Annotated in this window: 19 protein-coding genes; 4 read left to right on the top strand and 15 right to left on the bottom strand. The window is 64.3% G+C overall.

Features of this window, described 5'->3' with window-relative positions; genetic code table 11:
- Nucleotide 1: 1 nt before the first annotated feature.
- The 14 genes from nuoL to GGR40_RS03750 are packed head-to-tail and all read right to left on the bottom strand — an operon-like array spanning nucleotide 2 to nucleotide 12,234.
- Nucleotides 2-2,134, bottom strand: a complete 2,133-nt coding sequence (nuoL, locus tag GGR40_RS03685; RefSeq protein WP_429274833.1) for an NADH-quinone oxidoreductase subunit L — start codon at nucleotides 2,132-2,134, stop codon at nucleotides 2-4.
- A 4-nt stretch (nucleotides 2,135-2,138) separates the two neighbouring features.
- On the bottom strand, nucleotides 2,139-2,444 hold the full coding sequence (nuoK, locus tag GGR40_RS03690) for an NADH-quinone oxidoreductase subunit NuoK (RefSeq protein WP_008833052.1): 306 nt from the start codon (nucleotides 2,442-2,444) through the stop codon (nucleotides 2,139-2,141).
- Nucleotides 2,441-3,058 carry an NADH-quinone oxidoreductase subunit J gene (locus GGR40_RS03695; protein ID WP_429274834.1) on the bottom strand — a complete coding sequence of 206 codons (618 nt, stop codon included), beginning with the start codon at nucleotides 3,056-3,058 and terminating at the stop codon, nucleotides 2,441-2,443. Before GGR40_RS03695 ends, nuoK begins: the two co-directional genes overlap by 4 nt.
- A gap of 28 nt (nucleotides 3,059-3,086) precedes the next feature.
- Nucleotides 3,087-3,572, bottom strand: a complete 486-nt coding sequence (gene nuoI, locus GGR40_RS03700) for an NADH-quinone oxidoreductase subunit NuoI (RefSeq protein ID WP_103094658.1) — start codon at nucleotides 3,570-3,572, stop codon at nucleotides 3,087-3,089.
- Nucleotides 3,569-4,615 carry an NADH-quinone oxidoreductase subunit NuoH gene (gene nuoH, locus GGR40_RS03705; protein ID WP_429274835.1) on the bottom strand — a complete coding sequence of 349 codons (1,047 nt, stop codon included), beginning with the start codon at nucleotides 4,613-4,615 and terminating at the stop codon, nucleotides 3,569-3,571. The genes nuoI and nuoH overlap by 4 nt, the downstream gene beginning before the upstream one ends.
- On the bottom strand, nucleotides 4,612-6,630 hold the full coding sequence (nuoG, locus tag GGR40_RS03710; protein WP_429274836.1) for an NADH-quinone oxidoreductase subunit NuoG: 2,019 nt from the start codon (nucleotides 6,628-6,630) through the stop codon (nucleotides 4,612-4,614). Before nuoG ends, nuoH begins: the two co-directional genes overlap by 4 nt.
- Nucleotides 6,630-7,940 (bottom strand): NADH-quinone oxidoreductase subunit NuoF, encoded by a 1,311-nt coding sequence (gene nuoF / locus GGR40_RS03715; RefSeq protein WP_429274837.1) that lies wholly within the window; start codon nucleotides 7,938-7,940, stop codon nucleotides 6,630-6,632. The genes nuoG and nuoF overlap by 1 nt, the downstream gene beginning before the upstream one ends.
- A complete protein-coding gene (locus GGR40_RS03720) occupies nucleotides 7,940-8,608 on the bottom strand; it encodes a complex I 24 kDa subunit family protein (RefSeq protein WP_429274838.1) in 669 nt (222 codons plus the stop codon). The genes nuoF and GGR40_RS03720 overlap by 1 nt, the downstream gene beginning before the upstream one ends.
- Entirely contained in the window at nucleotides 8,601-8,780 is a 180-nt protein-coding gene (locus GGR40_RS03725; protein WP_429274839.1) for a hypothetical protein, read from the bottom strand. The genes GGR40_RS03720 and GGR40_RS03725 overlap by 8 nt, the downstream gene beginning before the upstream one ends.
- Nucleotides 8,781-8,837: 57 nt before the next feature.
- Nucleotides 8,838-9,188: a nuclear transport factor 2 family protein gene (locus GGR40_RS03730; protein ID WP_429274840.1), complete on the bottom strand. Its 351-nt coding sequence runs from the start codon at nucleotides 9,186-9,188 to the stop codon at nucleotides 8,838-8,840.
- Nucleotides 9,185-10,396, bottom strand: coding sequence for an NADH-quinone oxidoreductase subunit D (locus GGR40_RS03735; protein ID WP_429274841.1), 1,212 nt, complete (start codon nucleotides 10,394-10,396; stop codon nucleotides 9,185-9,187). Before GGR40_RS03735 ends, GGR40_RS03730 begins: the two co-directional genes overlap by 4 nt.
- Before the next feature lie 2 nt (nucleotides 10,397-10,398).
- Entirely contained in the window at nucleotides 10,399-11,286 is an 888-nt protein-coding gene (locus tag GGR40_RS03740) for an NADH-quinone oxidoreductase subunit C (RefSeq protein WP_429274842.1), read from the bottom strand.
- 7 nt (nucleotides 11,287-11,293) lie between these two features.
- On the bottom strand, nucleotides 11,294-11,863 hold the full coding sequence (locus GGR40_RS03745) for a NuoB/complex I 20 kDa subunit family protein (RefSeq protein WP_043975218.1): 570 nt from the start codon (nucleotides 11,861-11,863) through the stop codon (nucleotides 11,294-11,296).
- The gene (locus tag GGR40_RS03750) at nucleotides 11,860-12,234 is read right to left on the bottom strand and encodes an NADH-quinone oxidoreductase subunit A (RefSeq protein ID WP_036522900.1); all 375 of its coding nucleotides are present in this window, start codon (nucleotides 12,232-12,234) and stop codon (nucleotides 11,860-11,862) included. The genes GGR40_RS03745 and GGR40_RS03750 overlap by 4 nt, the downstream gene beginning before the upstream one ends.
- Before the next feature lie 418 nt (nucleotides 12,235-12,652).
- On the opposite strand from GGR40_RS03750, the gene GGR40_RS03755 reads away from it, so the two are divergent.
- The gene (locus tag GGR40_RS03755; protein WP_429274843.1) at nucleotides 12,653-13,846 is read left to right on the top strand and encodes an acetyl-CoA C-acyltransferase; all 1,194 of its coding nucleotides are present in this window, start codon (nucleotides 12,653-12,655) and stop codon (nucleotides 13,844-13,846) included.
- Between the two features lie 201 nt (nucleotides 13,847-14,047).
- Nucleotides 14,048-15,331 (top strand): chloride channel protein, encoded by a 1,284-nt coding sequence (locus GGR40_RS03760; protein ID WP_429274844.1) that lies wholly within the window; start codon nucleotides 14,048-14,050, stop codon nucleotides 15,329-15,331.
- A gap of 6 nt (nucleotides 15,332-15,337) precedes the next feature.
- Here the strand turns inward: GGR40_RS03760 and GGR40_RS03765 are convergent, their stop codons facing one another.
- The gene (locus GGR40_RS03765; RefSeq protein ID WP_429274845.1) at nucleotides 15,338-15,826 is read right to left on the bottom strand and encodes an SH3 domain-containing protein; all 489 of its coding nucleotides are present in this window, start codon (nucleotides 15,824-15,826) and stop codon (nucleotides 15,338-15,340) included.
- A gap of 201 nt (nucleotides 15,827-16,027) precedes the next feature.
- Here GGR40_RS03765 and GGR40_RS03770 point away from each other — a divergent pair, with 201 nt between their 5' ends.
- Both GGR40_RS03770 and GGR40_RS03775 read left to right on the top strand, forming a co-directional pair.
- Entirely contained in the window at nucleotides 16,028-17,344 is a 1,317-nt protein-coding gene (locus tag GGR40_RS03770; RefSeq protein ID WP_429274846.1) for an ammonium transporter, read from the top strand.
- Nucleotides 17,345-17,378: 34 nt separating this feature from the next.
- Complete coding sequence (locus tag GGR40_RS03775; RefSeq protein WP_429274847.1) at nucleotides 17,379-17,864, top strand: DUF805 domain-containing protein; 486 nt, start codon at nucleotides 17,379-17,381, stop codon at nucleotides 17,862-17,864.
- Nucleotide 17,865: the final 1 nt, after the last annotated feature.

Below are 17,865 nucleotides of genomic sequence, written 5' to 3' on the forward strand. Positions count from 1 at the left end.
CTTATCCCGCGATCACCCAGCTGATGGCGCCGACAAGGCCCAGCAGCATGACAAGTGCGTAACTGTAGAGATAGCCCGACTGGACTTTCTGAGCGTAAGTCGCCCCCTTGGCGACGACAGCAGCCGCGCCGTCCGGACCGAAGCGGTCGATGATGCCGATATCAAGCACCTTCCAGAACACCTGCCCAAGCCAGAATGCCGGCTTGACGAAGATGTTGTGGTACAGTTCGTCGAACATCCACTTGCGGTACACGAAGGTGTGAACTGGCCCGAGCTGGTCCGCGACGGCCTTCGGGAACGCGGTGTTCCGGATGTAGCCGTACCAGGCCGTGACGAAGCCGATGGCCATTACCGTGAACGGTGTCCATTTCACCCAGGTCGGCACGCCGTGCATGGCGTGGATCAGGTGTTCGTGGAAGACCAGCGCGCCCTTCCAGAACTCGCCCTCGCCTTCGGAAACGAAGGCATGGTTGAAGACGAAACCGGCGGCGACGGCGCCGACCGACAGGATCAGCAACGGCAACAGCATCACCAGCGGGCTTTCGTGCGGGTGGTAGCCACCCGTCCCATCGCCCTGCCGGGTATAGTCCGGACCGCGCGAACCGAGATCGTGCGCACCATGAGCATGGGCATCGTGATGATCGGTGCTTTCGCCCGCATCTTCCTCGGCAGCGGTGCCGTGGCCATGCGTGTCGTGAGCATCATCGTCATGGCCGTGACCGTGTGGGTCGTGGATGGCGTGCTGGATGTGCTCGGACTGGTTCCAGCGGGCTTTTCCGAAGAAGGTCAGGAACACCAGACGCCACGAATAGAAGCTGGTCATCAGAGCTGCGAAGATGCCCATCCAGAATGCGAACGAGCCAACCGAAGTGCCCGATCCGAACGCAGCCTCGAGAATCGCGTCCTTCGAGTAGAAGCCCGCGAAGCCCACCACGCCGGCGATGCCGACGCCGGTGATGGCCAGCGTTCCCGCCGTCATCGTCCAGAAGGTGATCGGAATGCGCTTACGCAGCGCGCCATAGAAGCGCATGTCCTGTTCGTGGTGCATCGCGTGGATGACCGAACCGGCACCCAGGAACAGCAGCGCCTTGAAGAAGGCGTGGGTGAACAGGTGGAACATGGCCGCGCCATAAGCGCCGACGCCCGTGGCGAAGAACATGTAGCCCAGCTGCGAGCAGGTCGAATAAGCGATGACGCGCTTGATGTCCCACTGCGTGCAGCCGACGGTGGCGGCGAAGAAGCAGGTGCAGGCACCGATCACGGCGATGACGTGCATCGCGGTTTCGCTCTGCTCGAACATCGGCGACAGACGGCAGACCATGAAGACGCCTGCAGTGACCATGGTCGCCGCGTGGATCAGCGCCGAAACCGGAGTCGGGCCTTCCATTGCGTCCGGAAGCCAGGTGTGCAGGCCAAGCTGCGCCGACTTGCCCATGGCGCCCACGAACAGCAGCAGGCAGATCACCGTCATGGTGTCGAACCGCTGGCCAAGGAAACCGATGGTCGAACCGGCCATCGAAGGCGCGGCCTGCAGGATCTCGGGGATCGAGACGGTGCCGAACACGAGGTACGTGCCGAAGATACCGAGCATGAAGCCGAGGTCGCCGACACGGTTGACCACGAAGGCCTTGATCGCGGCAGCGCCGGCCGAAGGCTTGCGGAACCAGAAACCGATCAGCAGGTACGAGGCCAAGCCCACGCCTTCCCAACCGAAGAACATCTGCACCAGGTTGTCCGCCGTCACCAGCATGAGCATGGCGAAGGTGAACAGCGACAGATACGCGAAGAAGCGCGGCTGATCCGGCTCCTCGCTCATGTAGCCCCACGAGTAGAGGTGCACGAGCGCCGAGACCGATGTGATGACGACCAGCATGACCGCAGTCAGCGTATCGACGCGCAGCGCCCAGTCGAAGGTCATCGTGCCCGACGCCACCCACTTGAGGACGGGCGCCACCGATGCTTCAGCCGAACCGGTCAGGAACGAGATGAAGATTGGCCACGACAGGGCGCAGGCGATGAACAGGGCGCCAGTGGTCAGTACTTTGGGCACGACCAGACCGAGCGACTTGTTCGCAAACCCGGCGACGATTGACGCAAGAAGCGGAAGGAAGACGATGAAGTGGATCGGTTGCACGAACTTATCCCTTCATCCGGTTGACGTCGTCGACGGCGATGGTGCCGCGGCCACGGAAGTAGATCACGAGGATAGCAAGCCCCACTGCGGCCTCGCCGGCGGCCACCGTCAGCACGAACATGGCGAATATCTGGCCAGTCAGGTCGTGCAGGAAGGCGCTGAACGCGACGAGGTTGATGTTCACCGCAAGCAGGATGAGTTCGATCGACATCAGGATGACGATGATGTTCTTGCGGTTGATGAAGATGCCGAGCACGCCGAGCACGAAGAGGATCGAGCTGACAACGACATAATGTTCGACGCCGATCACAGCTGTACCCCCTGCCCGACTTCAGGCTTGACGTTGAACGTGGCATCCTGCGGACGGCGCTGGTTCTGCTTGGCGATCTTCTGACCCCGCGTATCGTTGCGCTGACGGTGCGTCAGGACGATGGCGCCGATCATCGCGACGAGCAGGATGACGCCGGCGGCCTCGAACAGGAACAGGTAGCGACCATAGAGCAGCCCGCCGATAGCCTCGATGTTAGAGAGGCCCGGCGCCGTTGCGGCCGTGCCGTCAGGCGTGCCCAGTTCGAGCGAACCGGCGCGGTAGGCACCGATGCCCAGGACGATTTCCGCCAGCAGCACGATCGCGACAAGCGCGCCGAACGGGAAATAGCGGACGAACCCGGCGCGCAGTTCGGCGAAGTCGATGTCGAGCATCATGACGACGAACAGGAACAGCACCGCGACCGCACCGACGTAGACGATGACGAGCAGTGCCGCGATGAATTCGGCGCCGGTCAGCACCATCAGGCCGGCGGCGTTGAAGAACGCCAGGATCAGCCAGAGCACTGAGTGCACCGGGTTGCGCGAGAGGATGGTGATGGCGCCGGAGGCCACCGTCATCACCGCGAAGAGGTAGAAGGCGATAATATGGATCATGGGAAGCCCGTTTCCTTGCGCGCGCCGGTTAACGGTACGGCGCGTCGGCTTCAAGGTTCGCGGCGATAGCACGCTCCCACTTGTCCCCGTTCGCCAGCAGCTTGGCCTTGTCGTAGAGCAGTTCTTCGCGCGTTTCGGTCGCGTATTCGAAGTTCGGCCCTTCGACGATGGCATCGACCGGGCAGGCTTCCTGACAGAAGCCGCAGTAGATGCACTTGGTCATGTCGATGTCGTAGCGCGTGGTGCGGCGCGAACCATCCACGCGGGGTGCCGCTTCGATGGTGATCGCCTGCGCCGGACAGATCGCCTCGCACAGCTTGCAGGCAATGCAGCGCTCCTCGCCGTTGGGATAACGGCGCAGGGCGTGCTCGCCGCGGAAGCGGGGCGAAAGCGGGTTCTTCTCGAACGGGTAGTTGATCGTCGCCTTGGGCTTGAAGAAATACTTCAAGGTCAGCCAGTGCGCCTTCACGAACTCCCAGAGCGTGAAGCTCTTGATGAGGTATCCGACGGTCATGCGAAGTGTCCGGTAGCCATGAGGTAGCCGCTGACGATGACAACGAAAGCGAGCGAAACGGGGAGGAAGACCTTCCAGCCCAAACGCATCAACTGGTCGTAACGATAACGGGGCACCGTCGCCTTGATCCAGCTGAACACGAAGAAGAAGAAGAAGATCTTGAGCAGGAACCACACGAAGCCGGGGATCAGGTAGAGCACCGGAATGTCGAGCGGCGGCAGCCAGCCACCCCAGAACAGCGTCGCGTTGAGCGCGCACATCAGGAGCACGTTGGCATATTCACCCAGCCAGTAGGCGGCGAAGGCCATCGACGAATATTCGGTCTGGTAACCGGCGACGAGTTCGGATTCCGCCTCGGTAAGGTCGAACGGTGCACGCTGCGTTTCGGCCAGGCTCGACACCAGGAACATCACCCACATCGGGAACAGCAGCGGGTTCGCCACGAAACCGTTGATGATGCCGAGGACGTGCCCCTTCTGCGCGAGGACGATGCCGTTCATGTTGAACGTGCCCGACCACAGCACAACGCAGATCAGGATGAAACCGATCGAGACTTCATAGGAGATCATCTGCGCCGAAGCGCGCATCGCCGAGAAGAACGGGTACTTCGAGTTCGAAGCCCAGCCCGCCATGATCGTCCCGTACACGCCCAGCGAACTGATCGCGAGCACGTAGAGCAGGCCGATGTTGATGTTGGCCAGGATCGCGTTCGAATTGAACGGGATCACGGCCCACGCCATTAGCGCAACGGTGAAGGTCACCACCGGCGCGATCAGGAAGATGCCCTTGTTGGCTGCCGACGGGATGATGGTTTCCTGCAGGAAGACCTTCAGGCCGTCAGCGAAGGACTGCAGCAGACCGAACGGACCGACGACGTTGGGGCCACGGCGCAGCGCCATGGCGGCCCAGATCTTGCGGTCGACGTAGATGATCATCGCCACGGCCAGCATCAACGGCAGTGCGATTAGCAGGATGCCGCAGATGGTCGAGAGCAGCCAGGCGCCCTCGAAGGGCATGCCGAGCGACTGGAAGAACGAGGTCATTCCGCCGCCTCCGCAAAGTCCTGGCCATGCAGCAGTTCAGCCGAACAGCGCTGCATCGTCGCGCTGGCGCGCGCGATCGGGTTGGTCATGTAGAAGTCCTTGATCGGATAGGCGATCGCGCCCGAAACCGAACCGCCGCCTGCCGGAAGCCCTGCTCCGTAATCAGCCAGACCCTCGACGCCAAGCGCGGGGACTGAAGCCACCATCGCGGCGCGAAGCTGGTCGAAGCTGTCGAAACCGACCGAAACGCCGAAGGCGTCGGCAAGAGCGCGCAGGATCGTCCAGTCCTCACGCGCATCGCCGGGCGCGAAGACGGCCTTGTCGGCGAACTGCACGCGGCCTTCGGTGTTGACGTAAGTGCCCGCCTTCTCGGTGTAGGCCGAAGCCGGCAGGACGACGTCGGCGGCATGCGCGCCCTTGTCGCCGTGGTGGCCGATGTAGACGATCATCGAGTCCGCGAACCGGGTGTAGTCCACTTCGTCGGCGCCGAGCGAGATCAGCACCTTGGGCTTGGCGGCGACGAGGTCGGCGATGCCACCCTTCTGCGCGTAGCCCAGCATCAGGCCGCCCATGCGCGACGCCGCCATGTGCAGGACATTGAAGCCGTTCCAGGCAGTGCCATCCTCGAGATCACGCACGAGGTTGAACTGGCCGGCCAGTGCAAGGCCCGCCTCAAGGCCGCCACGGCCAAGCGCCGCACCGCCAAGGATCACCGCCGGACGCTTGGCGCCCGAAAGCGCATCCGAAACGTGGCCCGGCAGATTGGCCAGCAGCGACAGGTCTTCGCCGAGGAACTCGCCGCCGAACGTCGTTTCCCATTCGGGCCCGATCAGGAACACCTTTGCGCCGCGCTTCACCGCCTTACGCAGGCGGACGTTGACCGTCGGAGCTTCCCAGCGGACCATCGAACCGACGATCAGGATTGCGTCGGCGGTTTCGATGTCGTTGAAGGTGGTGTTGAAGTTGACAGCAGCCAGGCTGGACGTGTCGTAGTCCATACCGGTCTGGCGACCTTCGAGCAGGGTCGAGCCAAGTGCGCCGACCAGCGCCTTGGCGGCGAACATGGTTTCGCAATCGATCATGTCGCCTGCGACCGCAGCGATCGAAGCGCCGGGGTTCAGGGTCGACAGAGCTGCGAAAGCCTCGTTCCAGGTGGCCTGAACCAGCTTGCCGTCACGCCGCAGGAACGGCTTGTCGAGGCGGCGTTTCGTCAGGCCGTCGACCTGGAAGCGGGCCTTGTCGCTCAGCCATTCCTCGTTGACGTCGTCGTTGTTGCGCGGAAGCGCACGCAGCACTTCGCGGCCACGCGCATCGATGCGAATGTTCGCGCCGGTCGCATCGGAAACGTCGATGCCAAGGGTCTTCTTCAGTTCCCAGGGACGCGCTTCGTAGGCGTAGGGACGGCTGGTGAGCGCGCCGACCGGGCAGAGGTCGATGACGTTGGCCGACATCTCGTGCGCTGCGGCCTTTTCCAGATACGTGGTGATCTGCATCGTCTCGCCACGATAGAGCGCGCCGATTTCGTCCACGCCGGCGATCTCTTCCGAGAATCGCACGCAGCGGGTGCAGTGGATGCAGCGCGTCATCGTGGTCTTGATGAGCGGGCCCATGTACTTCTCGGTCACCGCGCGCTTGTGCTCATGGTACCGCGAACCACCGCGACCGTAGGCGACCGACTGGTCCTGCAGGTCGCACTCGCCGCCCTGATCGCAGATCGGGCAGTCGAGCGGGTGGTTGATGAGAAGGAATTCCATGACCCCTTCCCGCGCCTTCTTGACCATTTCGGAATCCGTGCGGATTTCCTGGCCTTCGGTGGCGGGAAGCGCGCAGCTTGCCTGCGGCTTGGGCGGTCCGGGCTTCACCTCGACCAGGCACATGCGGCAGTTGCCGGCGATGCTCAGACGCTCGTGATAGCAGAAGCGCGGGATTTCCTTGCCGGCGAGTTCGGCGGCCTGCAGCACGGTGGCGCCTGCAGGGACGTCGATCTCGACGCCGTCTACTTTGACCTTGGGCATTATTCAGCTGCCTGTTGCAGAGATCCGTGGCGCTCCTCGATGCGGCGCTCGATCTCGGGACGGAAATGCTTGATGAGGCCCTGGATCGGCCATGCCGCTGCGTCGCCAAGCGCGCAGATGGTGTGGCCTTCGACCTGCTTGGTGACCTGCTGGAGCATGTCGATCTCGTCGACATGCGCGTCGCCGGTGCGCAGGCGCTCCATGACGCGCCACATCCAGCCGGTGCCTTCACGGCACGGCGTGCACTGCCCGCAGCTCTCGTGCTTGTAGAAGTACGAGAGGCGCGAAATGGCGCGCACGATGTCGGTGGACTTGTCCATGACGATGACTGCGGCGGTGCCGAGGCCCGAGCCGACAGCCTTGAGGCCGTCGAAATCCATCGGAGCGTCCCAGATGTCGGCGGACGGCACCAGCGGCACCGATGAACCGCCGGGGATCACCGCCAGCAGGTTGTCACGGCCGCCGCGAATGCCGCCACAGTGACGCTCGATCAGTTCGCTGAACGGGATCGACATCTCTTCCTCGACCACGCAGGGGCGGTTCACGTGCCCGCTGATCTGGAAGAGCTTGGTGCCCTTGTTGTTCTCGCGCCCGAAGGACGAGAACCACGCGGCACCACGACGCAGGATGGTGGGCGCGACCGCGATCGATTCCACGTTGTTCACCGTGGTTGGGCAGCCGTAAAGGCCCGCGCCAGCCGGGAACGGCGGCTTCAGGCGGGGCTGGCCCTTCTTGCCTTCGAGGCTTTCGATCATCGCGGTTTCTTCGCCGCAGATGTAGGCGCCGGCGCCGCGGTGGACGAAGACGTCGAAGTCGTAGCCCGAACCGCTGGCATTCTTACCCAGCAGGCCCGCAGCATATGCTTCATCACGGGCGGCAAACAGCACCTCGGCTTCGCGGATGTATTCACCGCGAATGTAGATGTAGGCCGCGCGCGCACCCATGGCGAAGCCCGCGACCAGCGCGCCTTCGAGCAGGAGGTGCGGATCATGGCGCATGATCTCGCGGTCCTTGCACGAACCGGGCTCGGATTCGTCCGCGTTGATGACCAGGAAGCTGGGCTTGGGATTGCCGTTCTGGTCGAGCGGCGGCTGCTTGGGCATGAAGGACCACTTCATGCCGGTGGGGAAGCCCGCACCGCCGCGACCGCGCAGGCCCGATGCCTTCATCTCGTCGATGATGGCGTCACGGCCCTTGGCGATCAGGTCCTTGGTGTTATCCCAGGCGCCGCGCGCCTGCGCTTCCTTCAGGTTCCACGGCTGGAAGCCGTAGAGGTTCGTGAAGATGCGGTCCTTATCGAGGAGAGCCATTACCACTCGCTCCGATAGTCATGGTTTTCACTCATCATGGCAACGAGGTTGGTCGGCTCGCCCACCGGTTCGACGGTGTGACGTGCCGGATCCTGCGTACCCGCCTTCGGGCTTTCGCCGCGCGCCAGTGCATCGAGCACGGCGTTCAGGCGTTCCGAGGTCAGATCCTCGTAGTTGTCGTCGTTGATCTGGACCATCGGGGCGGAGGCGCAATTGCCCATGCACTCGACCTCGGTAAACGACCACAGGCCGTCTTCCGAGATGTGGCCCTTCTTCATGCCGCGCGCCTTGCAGGTCGCCAGCAGGTCGTCCGAGCCACGCAGCATGCACGGCGTCGTGCCGCAGACCTGAACGTGGAAGCGGCCGATCGGCGCGATGTTGTACATCGTGTAGAACGAGGCGACTTCGACCACGCGGATGATCGGCATATCGAGCTGCGCAGCGATGTATTCCATCACCGGGATCGGCAGCCAGCCTTGCGTGTTCAGTTCGGCACCGACCTGGCGCTGCGCAAGGTCGAGCAGCGGCATCACCGCAGAGCGCTGGCGCCCTTCGGGATAGCGGGCGATGATGTCCTTTGCCCTGGCGGCGTTCGCCTCGGTCCAGGCGAAGTTACCCCAACGCGCCCGCAATTCGGGCGTATCGGGTTCGATATAGCGGTCAGCCATGCTTACCTCTGCGCTTCAGCCACTGATCCTGGCCGAAAAAGAAAATCTCGAAGCCGCCGATCGCGGTCGCCAGCATGGCGATCATCGGCGAAGGCGCGACGCCGAGCCACAAGACGACGAAATAGAGGCCGATCAGGAACAGGCCCGTGAGGGTCGCCCAGATGCGGATCATTTCGACTGTGTTGAACTTCGTCATAGGTCCCACCCCTTCACGATCAACGCCCCACGCTCAACGAATGAACTCGACGCGCGAACACTTGTCGCCATCGAAGCTGTAGACGGCGACGACGTCGAACGGCTCGACGAGTTCGGACCCGTCGGTCGCGGGGCCACGCGTCACATGCTCACGCATCAGCACGTAAGTGCCGATCTGCTGCGCCTCGACGATCTCGGCGTGGTTCTGCGGCCAGCGGGCGAAAGCTGCGGCAAGCCCCGAACGGGTGCCTTCCTTGCCTTCGCGCACGACGGAACCGCGATAGTTCGCCTCGCTCGCCTCGTCGGTCATGTACGAGACGTAAGTGTCAACGTCCTGCGCGTTGTAAGCCGCGATCATCGCCTTGGCGGTCTCGAGGTTGCTCACCGGTCGCACTCCCCGAACACGATGTCCATGGCGCCCAGGATCGCGGTGACGTCTGGCAGCATATGGCCCTTGGCCATGAAGTCCATCGCCTGAAGGTGGCTGAACGCGGTCGGACGGATCTTGCAGCGGTACGGCTTGTTGGAGCCGTCAGACACCAGATAGACGCCGAACTCGCCCTTCGGGCTTTCGGTGGCCACGTAGACTTCGCCGGCGGGAACGTGGAAGCCTTCGGTGTAGAGCTTGAAGTGATGGATCAGCGATTCCATCGAGCTCTTCATCTCGGCGCGCTTGGGCGGCACGACCTTGCGGTCGGCAGAAGCTACCGGACCTTCGGGCATTTCCGCCAGACACTGCTTCATGATCCTGGCCGACTGGCGCACTTCCTCAACGCGGACCATGAAACGGTCGTAGCAGTCGCCGCTGGTGCCGACCGGAACCTCGAAGTCCATGCGATCGTAGACGTCGTAAGGCTGCGCCTTGCGGATGTCCCAGGCAATGCCCGAACCGCGCAGCATCGGGCCGGAGAAGCCCCATGCCAGCGCGTCTTCCTTGGACACGGTGGCGATATCGACGTTGCGCTGCTTGAAGATGCGGTTGTCGACGACAAGGCTCATCGCGTCCCCGAACAGTTCGGGAAGGCGGGTGTCCAGCCAGTCGGCGATGTCGGTCAGCAGCTTGAGCGGCACGTCCTGATGCACGCCGCCGGGCCGATACCACGCCGAGTGCATGCGGGCACCCGAGGCACGCTCGAAGAAGTTGAGGCAGTCTTCGCGGATTTCGAACAGCCACAGGTTCGGCGTCATCGCGCCGATATCCATGATGTGCGAGCCCAGGTTCATCATGTGGTTGCAGATGCGCGTCAGCTCGGCGAACAGCACGCGCAGGTACTGTGCGCGCAGCGGAACCTCGAGGTTCAGCAGCTTTTCGACCGCGAGCACATAGGAGTGCTCCATGCCCAGCGGCGAGCAGTAGTCCAGGCGGTCGAAATACGGCAGCGCCTGAAGGTAGGTCTTGTGCTCGATCAGCTTTTCGGTGCCACGATGCAGCAGACCGACATGCGGATCGATCCGCTCGACGATCTCGCCGTCCAGCTCCATGACCATGCGCAGAACGCCGTGGGCCGCAGGGTGCTGGGGACCGAAGTTGATGGTGTAGTTGGTGATGACATCGTCGCCAGTGGTGGGCGACTGTTCAAGCTGCATGCTCATGTTCAGCTTCCCTCCGGCGCGGAGCCGGTGCCTTCTTTGGCGCTGGCGCCGCCCGTCGATCCGTCCGTGGGACGGTCACCGGTCGGGTTCGGGGCGCCCGGCTCCATCTTGCCGGTGGTGACGGGAGCGGGATCGCCGCCGCCCTGCCCCGCGATCGTGCCGGTGGGCGCCGCAGGGGCGACCTTGTCCGCAGCCTTTTCGTCGGCCTTGGCACCCGCGCCAGTGTCGGCGGGCTTGTCCGTGGTCTTCTTTTCGACAACCGGCGGCGGGGTCGGAGCGACCTTCTCGTCGCCCGGCAGCACGTAGTCGGCGCCTTCCCACGGGCTCATGAAGTCGAAGCTGCGCAGATCCTGCGGCAGGCTTACCGGCTCGTACACCACGCGCTTGTCCTCTTCGGAATAGCGCAGTTCCTGGTATCCGGTGAGCGGGAAGTCCTTGCGGAACGGGTGCCCCTCGAAACCGTAGTCGGTGAGGATGCGGCGAAGATCACGATTGCCGGCGAAGATCACGCCGTACATGTCGAAGACTTCGCGCTCCAGCCAGCCCGCGTTGGGCCACAGCGTGGTGACGGTCGGCACCGGCGACGTTTCGGTCGCGGTGACCTTCAGCAGCAGGCGATGGTTCTTCGTCACCGACAGCAGCATGTAGACGACTTCGAAGCGCTCGGGACGCGAGGGGTAGTCCACCCCGGCGATCTCCATGAGCTGCTGGTAGCCGTGTTCGTCGCGCAGCGCGCGCAGGGCGTTCTCGATCTCATCGCGCGCGATGGTAAGCACGATTTCGCCGTGCTCCTCCTTCGAGGCGACGACCTTCTGGCCGAGCGCGGCGACGAGGGCGTCCAGGACGCCCTCGTTCGAGGCGATCTTCGGTGCGGAATGCAGAACGGGCATCTGGTCCTTACCTCTCGACGGTGCCCACGCGGCGGATCTTGCGCTGCAGCTGCATCACGCCATAGAGCAGCGCTTCGGCAGTCGGCGGGCAACCCGGCACGTAGATGTCGACGGGCACGATGCGATCGCAACCGCGCACCACCGAGTAGCTGTAGTGATAGTAGCCGCCGCCGTTGGCGCAGCTGCCCATCGAGATGACGTACTTGGGCTCCGACATCTGGTCGTAGACCTTGCGGAGCGCCGGAGCCATCTTGTTGCACAGCGTTCCGGCCACGATCATCACGTCGGACTGGCGCGGAGACGCGCGCGGCGCGGCGCCGAAACGCTCCATGTCGTAGCGGGGCATGTTGACGTGGATCATCTCGACCGCGCAGCACGCAAGACCGAAGGTCATCCACCACAGCGAGCCGGTACGGGCCCACTGGAACAGCTCTTCCGTGGACGTGACGAGGAAGCCCTTGTCGGACACTTCCTGGTTGAGATCCTTGAAGAACGACTGGTCGGGCGCGGTGATCGCACCTCCAACCGGCGAAGTCGGGGCCAGTGGCTGGCCCGCCGAGTTAACGAGCGTGCTCATTCCCAGTCCAGAGCTCCCTTCTTCCATGCGTAGGCGAGGCCGATGGCCAGTTCGCCGAGGAACACCATCATCGTCGCCCAGCCGGCCCAGCCGGTCAGCTTGAGCGAAACGGCCCAGGGGAACAGGAAGGCGGCTTCAAGGTCGAAGATGATGAAAAGGATCGCCACCAGATAGAAACGCACGTCGAACTGGCTGCGCGGATCTTCGAAGGCGGGGAAGCCGCACTCATATTCGCTGTTCTTGTCAGCGCTGGGCTGGTGCGTGCCGGTCAGCCGGGCAACGCCCAGCGGAAGGAACACGATCACGGACGAAAGCCCAAGCGCGATCACCAGGAAGATGAGGATCGGCAGGTATTGCGACAGATCGGTCAATGTTCTTGCCTCTTACCGCGAATGCGACGTTGGCGGACTCGGATTGGTCATGGTGAGCCCGTCAAGTTGGCGCGTCCTTAGGCCAGCCCACCGCTGGTCGCAAGGGTATCCCTCGACAATAATCACCCACCTGCATTGCATTGCAACACGGCAAACTGTCCAAGTCCGCAGTTTCCCGCGTGTCCGCCGCAGGGCTGCGCCGCGCGCAATCGTCATAGCGCGCTATGCAACCGCATTTTGCGAATTATTCGCGAAACGCCAGCGACATACCTTGGCAACACGATACGGACTACCATGTCATGGCGGATAGAGACCAGCGACCATACACGCCCCGTATTGTCGCATGATTGCAATTGACGCAGCGCAACATTATCCCGTTCGTCAAATCAGAACAGTTCATAGTGTGAAAGGTATGCCAATGGCCCAGATTTCGGCTTCCGACCCGATCGTCGTTCTTTCCTATGCACGCACGCCCATGGGCGGCCTGCAAGGTGCGCTGGCGGACGTCTCGGCCACTGACCTCGGCGCCACCGCCGTCAAGGCCGCCGTCGAACGCGCGGGCGTGGCCGGCGACGACATCGAACGCATCTACATGGGTTGCGTCCTGCCCGCGGGCCTCGGCCAGGCCCCTGCCCGTCAGGCGGCGCTGAAGGCCGGCTTGCCCAAGTCGGTCCAGGCGACGACGGTGAACAAGGTCTGCGGTTCGGGCATGCAGACGGTGATCATGGGCGCAGAGGCGCTTGCCGCCGGCTCGCTCGATGTCGTCATCGCGGGCGGCATGGAATCGATGACCAACGCCCCCTACCTATCGAAGAAGCATCGTTCGGGCGCCCGCGCCGGCCACGACACGATCTACGACCACATGTTCCTCGACGGCCTTGAAGACGCCTACGAAGGCGGCTCGATGGGCTCCTTCGCACAGGTGACGGCAGACGAATACCAGCTGACCCGCGAGAACCAGGACGATTTCTCGATCGAATCCCTGCGCCGCGCACAGGAAGCGATCAACACCGGCGCCTTCGCCGCAGAGATCGTTCCCGTGACGGTGAAGACCCGCAAGGGCGAAGTCGTCGTCGACACCGACGAGCAGCCGCCCAAGGGCAACCCGGACAAGATCCGCACCCTGCGCGCCGCCTTCGCCAAGGACGGCACCATCACCGCAGCCAGCTCCAGCTCAATCTCGGACGGTGCCGCTGCCGTGGTCCTGACCCGCAAGTCGGTGGCCGATGCCAAGGGCCTGGCACCCGTCGCGACCGTCGTCGGCATCGAGGCGCATGCGCATGAACCGGCGAAGTTCACCACCGCTCCGGTCGGCGCCATCCAGAAGCTGCTGAAGAAGGTGGGCTGGGAACTGGGCGACGTCGATCTGTTCGAAGTCAACGAAGCCTTCGCCTGCGTTGCCATGTTCGCGATGCACGACCTTGGCATTCCGCACGACAAGATCAACGTCAACGGCGGCGCCACGGCGCTGGGCCATCCCATCGGCGCATCGGGCACGCGCATCATCGTGACCCTCATCAACGCCCTTAAGGAAAAGGGCCTGAAGAAGGGCGTGGCCAGCCTGTGCATCGGCGGCGGCGAAGCCACCGCGGTGGCAGTCGAACTGGCCTGACCCTGCCCCGCTCAACGGGACGACGATGCCCCCGCCCTCACCGGCGGGGGTTTTCGTATCCGGAGAAGATCGTTCCGGTCCCGCGCCGGGAATTATCTATCTGCAAGGTGGACAAGGCGGCCCACGGGGCCCATGAGGCGCGCAGTCCGCCCATCCTGCCGTCACCATGTGAAGGCCCGTACGTTGAAACTTCCCCATCACATGTCGCCTCGCCGGATTCGCGTAGTCCTGCGCCGGCATGGGCCCGAAGCACTGGTATGGCGCCGCCGGGTCGCCATCGTCGGCGGCGCAGTGATGGTCGGCATCGTGGCGCTGATATTCGCCGATGTCGCGGACCGGGCCAATGCGCTGTTCCATGGCTTCGTCGCGCGCTGGTGGTGGGCCCCACTGATCGCCACGCCCGCAGGCTTCGCGCTGATCGCGTGGCTGACCATCCGCTTTGCCCCTCTGGCCCGGGGATCGGGCATCCCGCAGGTGATGGCCGCCACGAAAGCGCCAGAGGCGGCGCTGTCGACGCTCGTATCGGTACGCGCGGCAGTCGCCAAGTTCGTGCTGACAGCGGGCGCGCTGCTGATCGGCGCATCGGTGGGCCGTGAGGGACCGACCGTGCAGATCGCCGCCGCGATCATGGGCCGGATGCACCGGCTGCTGCGCATTCCGCTGCGCTCTTCGGTTTATATTGCTGGCGGCGCGGCGGGTGTGGCAGCGGCGTTCAACACCCCGCTGGCCGGCGTCGCCTTCGCCATCGAGGAACTTGCCGCCGCTTACGAACAGCGCATGACGCTCCTGGTGATGGCCGCCGTGCTGATCGCAGGCATGGTCAGCCTCGGCATCGCGGGCGATTACATCTATTTCGGAGCGATGCGCCAGACGCTGGGCTTCACGCAGGCGCTGGTCGCCGCTCCCGTCGCGGGCATCGTTGGCGGCATTGCGGGCGGGGTGTTCTCACGCCTGATGCTCGAGGCAGGCAGGACGACCCTGCCGCCCTTTGGGCGGTTGCGCACGCGTCCCGTGCTGTTCGCGTCGCTGTGCGGAGCGGTGGTGGCGATCACCGGCGTCGCGACCGGCCTGACCTGGGGCACCGGATACGAAAGCGCGAACCACATCATTGCGGGCGGAGACGTCCCCGCATGGTTCGGAATCGCCAAGTTCGTGTCCACTCTTGCCACTGCCGTGTCCGGCATACCGGGCGGCATCTTCGCACCGTCGCTGTCGATCGGCGCCGGGATCGGCGCCCTGCTGCGCGAGGTATTTCCCGGCTATTCCCCCGGCGCCATCGTGCTGCTGGGGATGGTCGGCTACTTCACCGGGGTCGTGCGCGCGCCGCTGACCGCCGTCATCATCATCTCGGAGACGACTGCAAGCCGGGGTCTGATGATGCCGCTGCTCGCCTCTGCATTGACCGCGGATTTCGCAGCCCAGTTCGTTTGCAAGGAAAAGCTCTACCACGGCCTGTCACAGCGATTCCTGCAGGCACCGAAGTAGCGGCGATCAGGGCGCTTCGGTGCCCCAAAGCTTTTCCGCGCGCACGAAACCCCTGTGGCCGTCCGTATCGAACGGACACCAGCCATCCTTGCAGTCGCCGATGGTGCCGACCACGCCCGGCGCCACCCGCCAGAGCATCGGCGATCCTGCCTCGGCCCTGGCGTGCATTTCGATCAGGCCGCCTTTTTTCACGATGCCTGCGCGCTGGCGGGAGAGCAGCAGGTCGCGCATCCAGCCCTGCGTGCCGTCGGGATCCTCCACCAGACGCCATGGCCCTTCCCGGCGAATCACCTTCACCGGCAGATGCGGACGGCGATAGACCCAGTCGATCCGATATGAATCGCCCGGCCCCACGCGCAAGTTGGCGATCTCCGCGTCGATGGACGCCCAGTAAGGCACCTTGTCGTCATTGGCCGCGCTGGCAGGAGCAGCAATGCCAAGGGCCAGCACGGCAGCGCAGATCGCGGTCGGCAGTGGGAAGAAACGGGACGTCATCGCCGACCGACATACTCCCGCGAACTGCGGCCATTCAAGGTTGCGCGGCCATTCGTCTGTGGAATGACCCGGCTGATCGTTCACTCCGGGCCGACCCGCGCTTGCGGCGGATTAGCCGCGTGATCTAACATGATGGCACGGGGGCGTCGGCAACGGCGGGCGCAATCCGAAAGGGATCAACCGCTTGCCCATGCACTCTACGTGACGCGCCTATCGATACGTGCCGCCCGGCTGACGGTTGCGCTGGTAATGGCGCTCGCGCCCGTCGCGGCCGAAGCGCAGGACGGTCGGCTGGACCTGGCCGACGGTGGAGACACGGCCTGGCTGCTGGGCGCCACGCTGATGGCAATGCTGGCGTTGCCCGGTCTGGCGCTGTTCCAGTCGGCGCGGGTGCGGCAGCGTAACGCCCTGTCGATGCTGCTTCAATGCTGCGCGATTTTTGCCAATGCGTCGGTGCTGTGGGTCGTGGTGGGCTATACACTGGCTTTCGGCAACGTGGGCAACGGCTGGCTGGGCCAGGGCAATGCGTGGATGCTGATCGCGCTGGGCAATGTGCGCGATGGCACCGGCGTACCGGAAAGCGCCTTCGTTCTGTTCGAGATGGTCTTCGCCATGTTCGCCCCCGCCCTGATCGCGGGCGCGGCGGCGGAGCGGGCGCGGTTCGGCTGGATCGTGCTGTTCGCGTCGCTGTGGAGCCTCGTTGTGCTGGCCCCGGTCATGCACTGGGCCCGGGGCGGCGGATGGCTGGCACAGGGTGTCGGCACGCTGGACTGGTCGGGCGGCATCATGGTGCACCTGAGTGCGGGGGTGTCGGGCCTTGTCGTCGCTGTCATGCTCGGCCCGCGCAAGGGCATCGCGCGGGGACAGGGCGTAGTCCCCCATGCGCCGGCGCTGGGTTTTGGAGGAACGGCGCTGCTGTGGATCGGCTGGCTGGGCCTGAGCGGTGGCAGCGCGCTTGCCGCCAGCGACGATGCGGCAGCGGCGATGATCGCGATGCACGTCGGTGTGGCAGGCGCCGCTCTTGCATGGCTGGCGATCGAGCGGATGACGAGCGGGCGCCCCACCCTCACCGGCTTCGGCAACGGCGTGATGGCGGGCATCGCCATGTTGGCCCCGGCGGCTGGCTATGTCTCCCCGGGAACAGCGCTGCTGCTGGGCCTGATGGGCGGCGTGACCTGCAATCTGGCGTGGCAGTTCGTGCGGGCGAAGCTGCCGATAGACGATGCACTGAGCGTGTTCGCGATCAACGGCATCGGCGGTGCGCTGGGCGCGATGCTGCTGGCGGCAGCGGTGTCGCAGACGCTGGGCGGCGTCGGGTATGCAGAGGGCATGAACCCGGTCGCGCAACTCGTGGCGCAAAGCATCGGTGTCGTGATCGTGACCATGTGGTCGCTGGTGGCCACCGTCATCCTTGCGCTGATGGCGTCGCTGGCGTTCCCGATGCGCGTCTCCGAAGATGCCGAGCGTGAGGGTCTGGACCTTGCCAGCCATGGCGAAAAGGCGTGGAATTTCGATTGACTTGCGCGCCTTTCCCGCCGGAAGGACGAGCACGATGACCCATCCGATCCGACAGGCAGGCCGCACCGCAGCGTGCAGTTTCGATTTCAGGGGCCGTTCGTCCCGGAGCGAGACGATCGGCTATCTCGTACTTTCGCAACTGCCGGTGGTGGTCGCAGGGATTGCAACCGCCTTGGTCGAGGACGCATGGCTGGCGTGGGCAATCATGGTGGGCGTGCTGTTGGCCGTTACCATGCCGTTGTTCGCGCTGGCCGTCAGGCGTTTTCGCGATTTTGGCCGCAGCGGCTGGTGGAGCGCACCGCTTCTGGTGCTAGTCGGCCGAACGCTCGTGCTTGAGGTCATCGGTCTGGCGGCGGGCTGGAACGTACGCGCGGCGATCGAGGCCGCCATCAGTCATGTCGACTGGCTGTTGATCCTGCCCGCCGCCGCCGGTTTCCTCGCCATAGTGGCATGGCCATCGGCAAGGGTGCCCCGTCCAAAAGAAACGACCGGCGCGGAGGGTTCCGCACCGGTCGCTTGAA

Source organism: Novosphingobium gossypii (assembly GCF_050433305.1).
GTDB lineage: Bacteria > Pseudomonadota > Alphaproteobacteria > Sphingomonadales > Sphingomonadaceae > Novosphingobium > Novosphingobium gossypii.

What these genes read in the sequence shown, in the direction of transcription:
- GGR40_RS03695 (WP_429274834.1), bottom strand. Translation starts at nt 3,058, where the DNA reads ATGATCCATATTATCGCCTTCTACCTCTTCGCGGTGATGACGGTGGCC.
- nuoI (WP_103094658.1), bottom strand. Translation starts at nt 3,572, where the DNA reads ATGACCGTCGGATACCTCATCAAGAGCTTCACGCTCTGGGAGTTCGTG.
- nuoH (WP_429274835.1), bottom strand. Translation starts at nt 4,615, where the DNA reads ATGACCTCGTTCTTCCAGTCGCTCGGCATGCCCTTCGAGGGCGCCTGG.
- nuoG (WP_429274836.1), bottom strand. Translation starts at nt 6,630, where the DNA reads ATGCCCAAGGTCAAAGTAGACGGCGTCGAGATCGACGTCCCTGCAGGC.
- nuoF (WP_429274837.1), bottom strand. Translation starts at nt 7,940, where the DNA reads ATGGCTCTCCTCGATAAGGACCGCATCTTCACGAACCTCTACGGCTTC.
- GGR40_RS03720 (WP_429274838.1), bottom strand. Translation starts at nt 8,608, where the DNA reads ATGGCTGACCGCTATATCGAACCCGATACGCCCGAATTGCGGGCGCGT.
- GGR40_RS03725 (WP_429274839.1), bottom strand. Translation starts at nt 8,780, where the DNA reads ATGATCCGCATCTGGGCGACCCTCACGGGCCTGTTCCTGATCGGCCTC.
- GGR40_RS03735 (WP_429274841.1), bottom strand. Translation starts at nt 10,396, where the DNA reads ATGAGCATGCAGCTTGAACAGTCGCCCACCACTGGCGACGATGTCATC.
- GGR40_RS03740 (WP_429274842.1), bottom strand. Translation starts at nt 11,286, where the DNA reads ATGCCCGTTCTGCATTCCGCACCGAAGATCGCCTCGAACGAGGGCGTC.
- GGR40_RS03745 (WP_043975218.1), bottom strand. Translation starts at nt 11,863, where the DNA reads ATGAGCACGCTCGTTAACTCGGCGGGCCAGCCACTGGCCCCGACTTCG.
- GGR40_RS03755 (WP_429274843.1), top strand. Translation starts at nt 12,653, where the DNA reads ATGGCCCAGATTTCGGCTTCCGACCCGATCGTCGTTCTTTCCTATGCA.
- GGR40_RS03760 (WP_429274844.1), top strand. Translation starts at nt 14,048, where the DNA reads ATGTCGCCTCGCCGGATTCGCGTAGTCCTGCGCCGGCATGGGCCCGAA.
- GGR40_RS03765 (WP_429274845.1), bottom strand. Translation starts at nt 15,826, where the DNA reads ATGACGTCCCGTTTCTTCCCACTGCCGACCGCGATCTGCGCTGCCGTG.
- GGR40_RS03775 (WP_429274847.1), top strand. Translation starts at nt 17,379, where the DNA reads ATGACCCATCCGATCCGACAGGCAGGCCGCACCGCAGCGTGCAGTTTC.